The 13,201-nt window shown below is 38.1% G+C and carries 12 protein-coding genes; 11 read left to right on the top strand and 1 reads right to left on the bottom strand.

Translation table 11 applies throughout. From position 1 onward, the window contains the following. Positions 1-24: 24 nt before the first annotated feature. The 9 genes from NST91_RS09515 (at position 25) to NST91_RS09555 (ending at position 10,844) form a co-directional block, all read left to right on the top strand. Positions 25-1,308, top strand: coding sequence for a dihydrolipoamide acetyltransferase family protein (locus NST91_RS09515; RefSeq protein ID WP_341330931.1), 1,284 nt, complete (start codon positions 25-27; stop codon positions 1,306-1,308). Positions 1,309-1,415: 107 nt separating this feature from the next. Continuing rightward, positions 1,416-3,314: a methylmalonyl-CoA mutase family protein gene (locus tag NST91_RS09520; protein ID WP_341330932.1), complete on the top strand. Its 1,899-nt coding sequence runs from the start codon at positions 1,416-1,418 to the stop codon at positions 3,312-3,314. A gap of 1 nt (position 3,315) precedes the next feature. Continuing rightward, positions 3,316-5,514, top strand: coding sequence for a methylmalonyl-CoA mutase (gene scpA, locus NST91_RS09525; protein ID WP_341330933.1), 2,199 nt, complete (start codon positions 3,316-3,318; stop codon positions 5,512-5,514). Beyond that, positions 5,507-6,607, top strand: a complete 1,101-nt coding sequence (meaB, locus tag NST91_RS09530; RefSeq protein ID WP_341330934.1) for a methylmalonyl Co-A mutase-associated GTPase MeaB — start codon at positions 5,507-5,509, stop codon at positions 6,605-6,607. The genes scpA and meaB overlap by 8 nt, the downstream gene beginning before the upstream one ends. 205 nt (positions 6,608-6,812) lie before the next feature. Continuing rightward, on the top strand, positions 6,813-7,250 hold the full coding sequence (locus tag NST91_RS09535; protein ID WP_341330935.1) for a BrxA/BrxB family bacilliredoxin: 438 nt from the start codon (positions 6,813-6,815) through the stop codon (positions 7,248-7,250). A gap of 303 nt (positions 7,251-7,553) precedes the next feature. Next, a complete protein-coding gene (locus tag NST91_RS09540; RefSeq protein ID WP_341330936.1) occupies positions 7,554-8,339 on the top strand; it encodes a transporter substrate-binding domain-containing protein in 786 nt (261 codons plus the stop codon). 39 nt (positions 8,340-8,378) lie between these two features. Next, positions 8,379-9,038, top strand: coding sequence for an amino acid ABC transporter permease (locus tag NST91_RS09545; RefSeq protein ID WP_121447982.1), 660 nt, complete (start codon positions 8,379-8,381; stop codon positions 9,036-9,038). Then, positions 9,031-9,765, top strand: coding sequence for an amino acid ABC transporter ATP-binding protein (locus tag NST91_RS09550; RefSeq protein WP_341330937.1), 735 nt, complete (start codon positions 9,031-9,033; stop codon positions 9,763-9,765). Before NST91_RS09545 ends, NST91_RS09550 begins: the two co-directional genes overlap by 8 nt. Before the next feature lie 125 nt (positions 9,766-9,890). Then, on the top strand, positions 9,891-10,844 hold the full coding sequence (locus NST91_RS09555; protein WP_341330938.1) for an aromatic acid exporter family protein: 954 nt from the start codon (positions 9,891-9,893) through the stop codon (positions 10,842-10,844). A 76-nt stretch (positions 10,845-10,920) separates the two neighbouring features. Here the strand turns inward: NST91_RS09555 and prli42 are convergent, their stop codons facing one another. Then, positions 10,921-11,013 carry a stressosome-associated protein Prli42 gene (prli42, locus tag NST91_RS09560; protein WP_165918224.1) on the bottom strand — a complete coding sequence of 31 codons (93 nt, stop codon included), beginning with the start codon at positions 11,011-11,013 and terminating at the stop codon, positions 10,921-10,923. 189 nt (positions 11,014-11,202) lie between these two features. On the opposite strand from prli42, the gene mce reads away from it, so the two are divergent. Then, on the top strand, positions 11,203-11,625 hold the full coding sequence (mce, locus tag NST91_RS09565; protein WP_341330939.1) for a methylmalonyl-CoA epimerase: 423 nt from the start codon (positions 11,203-11,205) through the stop codon (positions 11,623-11,625). After that, positions 11,622-13,172 carry an acyl-CoA carboxylase subunit beta gene (locus NST91_RS09570; protein ID WP_341330940.1) on the top strand — a complete coding sequence of 517 codons (1,551 nt, stop codon included), beginning with the start codon at positions 11,622-11,624 and terminating at the stop codon, positions 13,170-13,172. Before mce ends, NST91_RS09570 begins: the two co-directional genes overlap by 4 nt. Positions 13,173-13,201: the final 29 nt, after the last annotated feature.

Genomic DNA, 13,201 nt, shown 5'->3' on the forward strand with positions numbered 1-13,201 from the left:
TGCTTAATTGAGGAGGTTTCATGATTGGCGACTGAAAAAATAACAATGCCCCAACTCGGTGAGAGTGTAACCGAGGGCACCATTAGTAAATGGCTTGTTGAAGTTGGAGATACAGTAAACAAATATGATCCATTAGCTGAGGTAATGACGGATAAAGTGAATGCAGAGGTACCTTCCTCGTTTTCAGGAACAATAAAAGAGCTTATTGCGGAAGAAGGAGAAACTCTAGCAGTCGGTGAAGTAATCTGTGTGATTGAAACAGCAGGAAGTGAAACTGATCAGAAGTCAACCCCCAGCACTGACAAAGAAGACACTACTGAAAAAGCTACAAATGTAGTGGCAGTGCAGAGTGATACTTCCCAAAAATTACGCTATTCACCGGCCGTTCTAAAGCTTTCACAGGAACATAATATCGATCTAACTCAAGTAAAAGGAACTGGAGCGAGCGGTAGAATAACACGTAAGGATCTCCAAAAGTTGATTGAGTCTGGTCAGATACCTACACCTGGTCAGCAAGTAGAAACAGTAGAGTCTAAACCTACTAGCCAACCTGTTGCTAGTCCACAAACTAGTCGGCCTGCGTCACCATCTAACATACCGGTTGCCGTTGGTGATGTTGAAATACCAGTAACGGGGGTGCGTAAAGCGATTGCGGCAAATATGCTACGTAGTAAACATGAAGCACCACATGCATGGACAATGATTGAAGTGGATGCTACCAATATGGTTGCATACAGAAATTCTATTAAAAATGATTTTAAACAAAAGGAAGGGTTTAATCTTACATTCTTTGCGTTTTTCGTAAAAGCAGTCGCTCAAGCGCTTAAGGAATTCCCACAAATAAATTCAATGTGGGCAGGAGATAAAATTATTCAGAAAAAGGATATTAATATTTCCATTGCGGTTGCCACAGAAGATGCTCTATTTGTTCCAGTTATTAAGCATGCGGACGAAAAATCAATTAAAGGGATTGCAAGGGAAATTACTGAACTTGCAACAAAGGTTCGAGCTGGGAAGCTTTCTGCTGACGATATGCAGGGCGGTACCTTCACAGTGAATAATACAGGTTCATTTGGTTCAATCCAGTCAATGGGGATTATCAATTATCCACAAGCAGCTATACTACAGGTTGAATCAATCGTGCAACGACCAGTAATCATTAATGGAATGATTGCTGTTCGTGATATGGTGAATCTTTGTATGTCTCTTGACCATCGTGTGTTAGACGGACTAATTGCAGGTCGTTTCTTAGCACGGGTCAAAGAAATCATTGAAACTACCACGAAAGAAAATACATCTATTTACTAAAGACATTGCTTAGGCAGTGTCTTTTTTCTTTTATCTATTCATTGCGACATCCTATTAGATATACTAAAATTATAGTTGAAAACGATTACGAAGGTAGGGGAATCCTTGTGACGAATAAATCGAAAAAATACCAAGATATTACCTTCCCATCCATAGATTATGAGACATGGAAACAGGAAGCAGAAAAATCATTAAAAGGAAAGCCTCTTGAAAAATTACATAAAAAAACATATGAAAAAATTACACTGAAACCTATTTATACAAAGGAAGACATTCAGCATATAGCGTTTCTAAAAGATATGCCTGGGGAAGGCTCAAAAGTGCGTGGTTCAAAACCTACTGGATACGTGAACAATCCATGGCATGTGAGTCAGGAAATAGATATACAAACGCCTGAAGAATTCAATAATGCATTAAAGGAAGCACTTCAAAATGGGCAAACGATGATCCATTTTACATTGCGAACCGAGAATAACTCGAGTGACGGGCTGGCCATACATAACGAAAATGATATGAAAAAAGCCTTTCATGGCATCTCGTTATCAAATACACCCGTATTAATTGATGCACAAACTGATTTATTACCTTTTTTATCATTGATTGAAGCTTATGCAAAAGAAGATTCTCTGACAGGGACAATCGGAATGGACCCACTAGCGGTATTAGTCGAGAATGGTCAGTTTCCTTCAAAACTTGAAGTTGCTTATGAACAATTATCAGAATCGGTAAAATGGGCCACAGAGAAACAACCCAATTTAAGAACGATTCTTGTCAAAGGGTCATCATATCATAATGGTGGCGCAAATGCGGTACAAGAACTTGCTTATACTATTGGGACTGGGATTGAATATATATCCGAATTACTCGATAGAAAGCATTCAATTGATGAAATAGCACAACGAATGACATTTACGTTTTCAATTGGTTCAAATGTATTTATGGAAATTGCCAAAATAAGAGCTGCAAGGATGATTTGGTCGACAGTTATTGAAGCGTACGGAGGAAATGAAGAATCCTCAAAAATGCATATCCATGCAAGAACATCAGCATTTACAAAAACAATTCACGACCCATATGTGAATATGCTACGGTCTACTTTAGAAGCTTTTTCTGCAATTGTTGGTGGAATCGATAGTCTACACGTTTCTGCATTTGATGAACCAATCAAAAGGTCGGATTCTTTTTCGAGAAGAATTGCAAGAAACACACAAGCGATTCTTCACAAGGAGTCCTTCTTAAATAGGGTGATTGACCCTGCAGGTGGGTCCTGGTATGTCGAAGCATTAACAAACGAATTGGCAGAGAGCGCATGGAAGCTATTAAAAGAAATTGAGTCACAGGGTGGAATGCTTGAAGCTTTAAAATCTGGAAGTGTTCAAGAAAGTATCTCAACAGTATTATCGGAAAGACAAAAAAATGTGAACCTTCGAAGAGATAAAATTGTCGGCACGAATATGTATGCGAATATTCAAGAGACATCGATTGGTCAAATAGTGCAAAAAGACAAAAAGCAAAGCTCAGCGTCATCCTCTTTCATCAATCCAATCCCATCAGTAAGAATTTCGGAAAGCTTTGAACTACTGAGAAAAGCTTCAGAGGATTATCTGCGAGCTACTGGTGAACGTCCTAAGGTTGGTTTAATTAATTTAGGTCCAATTCCTGAACATAAACCAAGAGCAGACTTCATTACTGGGTTCTTTGAAGCAGGAGGTTTCCAACTTTTGAAAAATGATGGGTATCTGAAAGTTGAGGATGCTATTGCAGGTGCAAAGGCTATGAATCTGACAACTTTTGTATTCTGTGGGAAGGACGAATCATACAAAGAAATGACAATGAGGATATGTAGTGAACTCAAGGAATTCAACCAAGACTATCGTTTCTTTATAGCAGGAAAACCAGAAGATGAGGCACAATTTCTAAATACAGGAATCAGTGGTTTTATTCATATGGGCACAAATTGTTTTGAGTTTTTACATCAATTACAACAAGAGTTGGGGGTGAAGTAACATGGCTAAAAGACTTGATCTTTCAAAAATAAAATTAAAGAAGTCGGATCTACCCTCTACTCCTGAACAGTGGACAAAGAGAGTAGAAGAAGAAATCAATCAATCTATTGAGGATTTACTATTTGAGACAAACGAACAAATTGCAATAAAACCTTTATATACAGAAAAGGATTTGGAGGGGCTAACCCATCTTGATTATATGCCAGGTCTTCCTCCATTTCTACGTGGACCATATCCAACGATGTATGTTAATCGCCCATGGACAGTTCGACAGTATGCAGGATTTTCCACAGCAGAGGAAAGTAATGCTTTTTACCGCCGAAATCTTGCAATGGGGCAAAAAGGACTTTCTGTTGCATTTGACTTAGCTACTCATCGTGGATATGATTCAGACCACCCTCGTGTTGTTGGTGATGTTGGTAAAGCTGGAGTGGCGATTGACTCGATTCTTGATATGAAAACATTATTTGATGGGATTCCACTCGATCAAATGAGTGTTTCGATGACGATGAATGGTGCGGTTCTTCCAATCATGGCTTTCTATATTGTTACAGCAGAGGAGCAGGGGGTTCCTCCTGAAAAATTATCAGGTACGATTCAGAATGATATATTAAAAGAATATATGGTTAGAAATACGTATATTTACCCACCGGAAACTTCGATGAGAATTATTTCCGATATTTTTGAGTACACGTCTAACAAGATGCCGAAGTTCAATAGCATTAGTATTTCTGGATATCATATGCAAGAAGCAGGTGCACCAGCAGACCTTGAGTTAGCATATACCCTTGCAGATGGGTTGGAATATGTACGAACAGGAATTAAAAAAGGGATAGATATTGATTCCTTTGCACCTCGATTGTCTTTTTTCTGGGCAATCGGCATGAATTATTTTATGGAGGTAGCAAAGATGAGAGCGGCTCGACTCATTTGGGCGCAAATGATGAAGGCCTTCAATCCGAAAAATCCAAAATCACTTGCATTAAGAACACATTCACAAACTTCAGGATGGAGCTTAACAGAGCAAGACCCATATAATAATGTGACAAGAACATGTATTGAAGCATTGGCAGCTGTCTCTGGTCATACCCAATCCTTGCATACAAATGCACTTGATGAGGCGATTGCCCTTCCAACTGATTTCTCTGCCCGAATCGCTCGAAACACGCAATTATATTTACAAGATGAAACCGGGATTTGTAATGTAATTGATCCGTGGGGAGGATCCTATTATGTTGAATCCTTAACCAAGGAGCTTATGGATAGAGCGTGGAAGCATATTGAGGAAATTGAGGAACTTGGTGGAATGACAAAAGCTATTGAAACAGGTCTTCCAAAAATGAGAATTGAGGAGGCTTCCGCTAGACGCCAGGCAAGAATTGATTCTGGCAAAGAGACTATTATTGGTGTGAATAAATATCGATTACAAAAAGAAGACCCCATTGATATTTTAGATATTGATAATACGGCAGTTCGCTTGAAACAAATTGAGAGACTGAATGAGTTAAAAGCCTCTCGTGATGACAAAAAAGTCGATGAGGCATTAGCTGCTATTACAAACGCAGTGGCAACAGGTGACGGAAATTTGTTGGAGCTAGCGGTGAATGCGGCTCGTGTTCGTGCGACTTTGGGAGAAATTTCAAAAGCAGTTGAAAAAGCATCACAAAGACATAAAGCTGTTATTCGTTCGATTAGTGGAATCTATAGCTCTGAATATTCAAATGAGGAAGAGATAATGAATGTTAAACATATGACGGATGAGTTTATGGAGAATGAGGGAAGACGCCCAAGAATCCTGATTGCAAAAATGGGTCAGGATGGACATGACCGGGGAGCTAAAGTAATTGCTACTGCCTTTGCAGATCTTGGCTTTGATGTGGATATCGGCCCGTTATTCCAAACACCAGCAGAAACAGCCCTACAAGCAGTGGAGAATGATGTACATGTAGTTGGAATGAGCTCTCTTGCTGCGGGCCACAAAACATTACTCCCACAGCTTATAGAAGAGCTAAGAAAACTGGGACGTGAGGATATTATTGTAATTGTGGGCGGTGTCATCCCAGCACAGGATTATGAGTACTTGAAAGAACAAGGAGCTGCTGCTATTTTTGGACCTGGTACAGTTATACCGGTTGCCGCCCAAACCGTCATCGAGGAGATCTATCATCGTTTAGGTTATGAGGAAGAGAGCGATGAATGACAAGAAAAATCGTCCTGAGTGGGTGCCAGAAAATGCCTCTGATGGTTTTACAACCGAAATCGTGAAGGGAAAAGAGCAAGATAGTCCCTCTGAAAAACGTACATTTGTGAAAAAGAAAGAGCGTTCAATTGAAGAGTTTGTGCAAGGAATCCGAGAAGGTAATCGGGCAATTCTTGCACAAGCGATTACCCTTGTTGAAAGTAATGCAAACCGTCATCAAGATCAGGCACAGGCTGTTATCAATGAAATTCTACCCCATACTGGTAACTCCGTCAGGATTGGTATAACAGGGGTACCAGGTGCGGGGAAAAGTACGTTCATTGAGAGTTTCGGTTCGTATTTATGTGAACAGGGGCATCGTGTAGCCGTTTTAGCCGTAGACCCAAGTAGCAGTATTACAGGTGGAAGTATTCTCGGGGATAAGACGAGAATGGAGACACTTGCCCGAAATAAGAAAGCATTTATTCGTCCATCACCTTCAGGGGGGACCCTTGGTGGGGTTCATCGAAAAACAAGAGAAACGATCTTACTTTGCGAAGCAGCGGGTTTTGATGTGATTTTGGTAGAGACAATTGGTGTAGGTCAAAGTGAAGTGGTTGTAAGAAGTATGGTAGATTTTTTCCTTCTTCTCGTTTTGACAGGTGCAGGAGATGAATTACAAGGCATGAAAAAAGGGGTCATGGAGCTAGCTGATGCATTATTAATCAATAAAGCCGATGGTGACAATAGACAGAAGGCCAAGGTAGCGCGCGGAGAGTACAATCGGATTCTCCACTATCTTCAGCCTTCAACGAAGGGTTGGTCATCAAAGGCGTATACAGCTTCAGCACTTTATCATGAAGGTATGGAAGAGATGTGGAAAATTATCCAACGGTTTGTTAAGACGACGAAAGAATCTGGTGTTTTTACAGAGCGGAGGAATTCTCAAACGAAGCATTGGATAAATGCGATGATTAAAGATTATCTTGAAGCAAGCTTCTTTAATCATCCGTCGATCAAAACACAACTTCCCATTTTAGAAAATAAGGTTGTCCAGGGGGATTTAAATGTAACATCGGCTGTGAAAGAATTAATTCAGCTATATGAAGCATAAAAAAAGAAGGAGAGCAAAATATTGCTTTCCTTCCATCTAGGGAGTTTAGGGGTATGATCTAGATGTATTTATAGAATACCCGAATAATGTAATTTTAAACGTTCTATTGATATTTTAATCAAAGCATTTTCGTTTGTAAAAACATGTTGTAAATTGATATTATTAAAGAAGGCAATATAATTTTCTTTGTGGAGGAGTGTTTTAGATGGAAGTAGATTTCAATCTGTTTATGAATGATATAGTAACAACAGCTCGTAAAGAAATTTCGGAAGCTGGCTACCAAGAGTTAAAAACACCTGAAGAGGTTGAGGCAGCACTAAGCAAAAAAGGTACTACCTTAGTAATGGTTAACTCAGTTTGTGGTTGTGCAGGTGGAATCGCAAGACCAGCGGCAGCACATTCAATCCATTATGATAAGCGCCCAGATCAATTAGTGACCGTGTTTGCTGGTCAAGATAAAGCTGCAACTGAAAAAGCAAGATCCTATTTTGAGGGTTATCCGCCATCATCACCATCATTTGCATTATTAAAAGATGGTAAGGTTGTAAGAATGATTGAGCGTCACGAAATTGAAGGACATGAACCAATGGATGTAATCAATAAATTACAGGATTCTTTTGAAGAATATTGTGAAGAAGTATAAGAAGCCTTAAGGGCTTCTTTTTTTTGAAATAATTAAATTGTATGCATAAGATTGTTGATTCTTTATTGCTTTTCTACTTTAATTGTTTATATTAGTAAAGTGATTAGCTTGATTTATTGGAACGGCTTTTCCGTGTGAATAATCCCCTAATGCTCAATATAAGCAGAATAATAATACGTTCGAAAAAATAATAGAATTATTAATCAATTATTATTTTTAAAAAACATATTGTATATTTATGCAGATGTGTTAAAATACATTCTATCGAATAATTATAAACAAATGACATAGGGGGAAAACATAATGAAAAAGTTTTTACTAGTAACATTGTTTACTATTTTATCAATTGCATTTTTAGCAGCATGTGGGACAAGTGATGACAATGCAACTGGATCTGAAGAAGGAAAAGATGAGAAAAAGGTTTTAACAATGGGAACGTCTGCAGATTTCCCGCCATTTGAAACAATTGATGCAGCAACAGGAGAATATGTTGGGTTTGATATTGATTTAGCAAACGCAATCGCGGATAAACTAGGTTATGAGCTTAAAATCGAAAATATGGATTTCGGTGGACTAATAAGTGCATTACAATCAGAACGTCTTGATTTTATCATTTCTGGTATGTCAGCAACGGAAGAACGTAAGAAAAACGTTGATTTCTCGAATGAATACCATAAATCAGGAGAAATGTTTGTTACTTTAAAGGATTCAGATATTAAAGCTTTTGAAGATTTGGATGGTAAAACTATTGGAGTTCAATTAGGTACCATTCAAGAAGAAGGGGCTAAAAAAATTAAAGAAGAAACACTAAAAAATATTGAATTCTCAGCATTAAATAAAGCGCCAGAACTAATTCAAGAGTTAAAAGCAGGTAGAATCGATGCAGTATATTTAGATAAAACTGTTGCTGTAGGATTCATTGAAGAACTAGACCTAGCTGGATTCGACGACCCTACTGAGGCTTCACCAGGTATGGCGATTGCATTTGCAAAAGGTGATGCGCTAGTAGATGAATTTAATAAAGTATTAGAAGAGATGAAAGAGAACGGCGAATTAGAGAAACTTCAGAAACAATGGATAGAAGAATAGGTCAAAATTTTTGGTAGAAATGAGGTGTAAGGCATGGGTTTGGATATTGATTTCTCCGGAATCCTGCCTTCAATTCCGTTTATACTAGAAGGAATCGGTATTACGGTTTCATTTGCACTAGTATCGGCAATTTTAGGTTTAATTCTCGGGACAATATTAGCGGTTTTTAAAATAAGCAAAGTTTCATTTTTAAAGTGGTTTGCGGATATTTACACTTCTATTTTTAGAGGTACACCACTTATCCTTCAATTGGTTCTAATTTATTTTGCAGTTCCACAGCTATTTCAATATGATATTGATAAATTTGTAGCAGGAGTTTTGGCGTTCGGATTAAATTCAGGTGCATATATTTCTGAAATTATTAGAGCTGGTATTCAGGCAGTCGACAAAGGCCAACAAGAAGCCGCAGAAGCGCTTGGAATTTCGTACCGACCAATGATGTTAGATATTATCCTGCCACAAGCAGTCAAAAATATTTTACCAGCACTTTTAAATGAATTTATTACCTTAACGAAGGAATCTGCAATTGTAAGTACAATTGGATTATTGGATATTATGAGACGGGCTCAAGTTGTCGGAGCAAACACATTCCGCTATTTTGAACCATTATTAATTGCTGGTCTAGTCTATTGGATTATCGTTACAATCCTCACATTCCTAGGCGGAAGACTTGAGAGGAGGTTGCGTCGTAGTGAGTAATGATCATATCAGAGTAGAAGGTCTTCATAAATCTTTTGGCAAACTGAATGTGTTAAAAGGGATTACGACCACCTTTAAACAAGGAGAGGTTGTAGCGATTATTGGTCCTTCTGGGTCTGGAAAATCCACATTTCTTAGATGTTTAAATTTACTTGAAAAACCGACACAGGGACAGATTTGGGTTGGTCAAGATGAGATCACAAATTCAAAAACGAATATTACGAAGGTTCGTGAGCATATCGGAATGGTGTTCCAGCATTTCCACCTGTTCCCACATAAGACAGTCCTACAAAATCTAACATATGCACCAATGAAGGTAAGAGGGCTTTCCAAAAATGAGGCGGAAAGTAAGGCTATGGAATTGTTAAAACAGGTTGGCTTATCAGAAAAGGCCAATGAATATCCAAATCGCCTTTCTGGTGGTCAAAAACAAAGGGTAGCAATTGCAAGAGCGTTAGCCATGGAACCTGAAATAATGTTATTCGACGAGCCAACTTCAGCACTTGATCCTGAGATGGTCAAAGAGGTTCTTACTGTTATGAAAGGATTGGCTCATACAGGGATGACGATGTTAATTGTTACCCACGAAATGGGCTTTGCTCGCGAAGTAGCAGATAAGGTACTCTTTATGGATGATGGAGTCATCGTTGAAGAAACAACTCCAAATGAGTTTTTCACAAATCCAAATAGCAAACGTGCGCAGGACTTCTTAGAAAAGGTTCTATAAAAAGAATGATCAACGTGATCATTCTTTTTTTCGTTTATTAAGTATAGTAAGATTAGTAAATGTGTTTTGTTTTTCCTCTATTTAACAATATAATAAATTTATTATGGATTTTTAGGAGCCGATTTATGTTCAAAATAGGTTATAGAACGTTAAAAACAGCTATAGGTACAACAATATCTATATCAATCGCAAAACTAATTGGACTAGATAGTTTTGCATCTGCTGGAATTCTAACGATTTTATGTATTAAAGTAACAAGAAAAAAATCGTTGGAAAGTTCATGGGAGCGATTTGTTGCGTGTGTAGTTGGAATCATATTTTCGTCTGTATTTTTCGAGGGTATAGGCTATCATCCATTAACCATTGGGTTATTACTGCTACTTTTTATCCCTACTGTCGTTATTCTAAAAGCAAAAGATGGAATCGTAACAAGTATCGTTATTATTTTACATATATTTTCAGCGGGTAATGTAACATTAAATTTAATTATTAATGAGCTAGGGTTAATTATCATTGGTATTGGTGTTGCGCTACTTGTAAATCTATATATGCCAAGTGTTGACAAGCAACTTAAGGCATACCAACAAGAAATTGAAATTCTATTTGGAAATATTTTAAACGAAATGGTTCATTATCTTCGAACAGGCGATAGTATTTGGGACGGTCGGGAGATAACAGCTGTTGAGGAATTATTAAAAAAAGCGAAAAACATTGCATATAGAGATGTTGAAAATAATTTAATGAGGGATGAAAATTTATATTATACCTATTTCGAAATGCGAGAAAGGCAGTTCGAGATTCTGCAAAGAATGTTACCTACTATTACTTCAATGACTCAGTCGGTGGAGCAGGGGAAGATGGTTGCCGATTTTATTATGGAGGTAAGCCAGTCCATTCATCCTGGAAACACGGCTATTGTATTTTTGAAGAAGTTAGAATCTATGCGGAAAGAGTTTAGAGAGATGCCATTGCCAGTAACCCGAGAGGAGTTTGAAACAAGAGCTGCACTCTTTCAATTTATTAAAGAAATGGAAGAGTATTTAATTATAAAAAGACTATTCAAGGGGTTGCCAACCTAATATTCTAACGTTTAAAGGTGACCAAAATGGTCACCTCCACGTTGTAAAAAAAACATGCATCACTTAAATGTTTGAATTAAAACCACATACCTACGCCTGCTAAGAGGGTAGTAATTAGCATTACTCCAATCATTAAATATACAACAATCTTTTGTGTTTTACGGGACATGTCACTTACTCCCTTCTGCTTACATACTTATTTATAAATATTTTACCTTGAAAAACCAACTTGGACAACCATTATGTATTATTCATTATAACTGAAAATACACAATTTATAATGAGTTCGTGCTACAATATAGTTATTATATGAAACGCTTACAATTATTGAGCGAGCGCTCGCTTGAGGAGTGAAAACATGATAAAAAAAATAGACCATATTGGAATTGCTGTCTCATCGATTGAAAATTCCCTCCCATTTTACACAAATATTCTTAATCTCCAATTAGAAGGCATTGAAGAAGTAGAATCAGAGAACGTAAAAGTTGCTTTCATTAATATTGGAGAATCGAAGCTTGAACTATTGGAGCCTCTTTCACCAGAAAGTCCAATTGCCAAATTTATAGAAAAACGTGGCGAAGGAATTCATCACGTTGCCTTAGGTGTGTCATCGATTGAAGACCGCATCCAAGATATGAAGGAAAATGGTATTCGAATGCTTGCTGATGAGCCAAAGCTAGGTGCAGGCGGTGCAAAAATTGCATTTATGCATCCAAAATCAACAGGTAGTGTCTTATATGAGCTTTGTGAGAAACCTAGTAAAGGGGAAACGAACAAATGATAGATATTTATGAAAAAATTAATGAACTATACGATCGCCGTCGTGAAGTTGAATTAGGTGGCGGAGATGAAAAAATAGACAAACAACATGAAAAAGGAAAATTAACTGCACGAGAACGAATCGACTTATTACTTGATAAAGGAACTTTTGTAGAATTAAATCCTTTTATTGAACACCGCAGCACAGACTTTGGCTTAGAAGATAAAAAAGGACCTGGGGACGGGGTTGTAACAGGCTACGGAAAAATAAATGGCAGACCGGTCTATTTGTTTTCACAGGATTTTACGGTGTTTGGTGGTGCACTGGGAGAAATGCATGCAAAGAAAATCGCAAATGTGATGGATCTAGCTGCTAAAAATGGGGCACCTTTCATTGGCCTAAATGATTCGGGTGGTGCAAGAATCCAAGAGGGAGTCGTTTCTCTTGATGGATATGGTCACATTTTTTATCGGAATGCAATATACTCTGGAGTTATCCCTCAAATATCGGTGATTATGGGACCTTGTGCGGGTGGTGCGGTGTATTCTCCTGCGATTACTGATTTTGTATTCATGGTTGAAAAGACGTCTCAAATGTTTATTACAGGGCCGAAAGTTATTGAAACTGTAACGGGTGAGAAAATAAGCTCGGAGGATTTAGGTGGGGCAAACGTACATAATTCGATTAGTGGGAACGCCCATTTTTCAGGTAAGACCGAAGAAGAGGTATTACAACAGGTGAGGGCTTTAGTGAGCTATCTTCCCCAAAATAATGAAGAAAAGGCTCCAATACTACCAGTTGAGGATAACGATGATTATAGACCCGACTTAACAGAAATCATTCCATTCGATGCAGTCAGACCCTATGATGTTCGAAAAGTGATCGAGCAAGTAGTCGATGCCGATACATTTATGGAGGTTCATAAAGATTTTGCGAAGAATATTGTTGTCGGGTTTGCAAGAGTAAAAGGGGAAGTTGTAGGGTTAGTATGTAACCAACCTAAATACATGGCAGGTGGACTTGATATTGATTCATCTGATAAAGCCTCACGATTCATTCGTTTTTGTGATTCCTTCAATATCCCACTTATTACATTTGAGGATGTGACAGGGTTCTTCCCAGGGGTAAAACAAGAACATGGAGGAATTATCCGCCACGGAGCAAAGATTTTATATGCCTACTCAGAAGCAACGGTACCTAAGTTAACTGTCATTCTTAGAAAGGCATATGGAGGGGCATATGTCGCACTAAACAGTAAATCAATTGGTGCTGATTTAGTTTTCGCATGGCCTAATGCTGAAATTGCAGTAATGGGTCCTCAGGGCGCAGCTAATATTATTTTTGCACGTGAAATCAACGATAGTGATAATCCTGAACAGACACGTGCGCAAAAGATCGAAGAGTATCGCGAAAAATTTGCCAATCCATATGTAGCAGCAAGCCAAGGGATGGTGGACGACGTCATCGATCCTCGAGAAACAAGAATTAAAATCATCCAAGCCTTAGAAATGCTACGAAACAAAAAAGAAACTCGCCCTAATAAGAAGCATGGGAATATTCCGTTATAATTCAACAATTTGATTTTTGGAGATAATAT

It is taken from the genome of Ferdinandcohnia sp. FSL W7-1320 (genome assembly GCF_038050315.1).
GTDB classification, from domain to species: Bacteria; Bacillota; Bacilli; order Bacillales; family Bacillaceae_L; genus Ferdinandcohnia; species Ferdinandcohnia aciditolerans.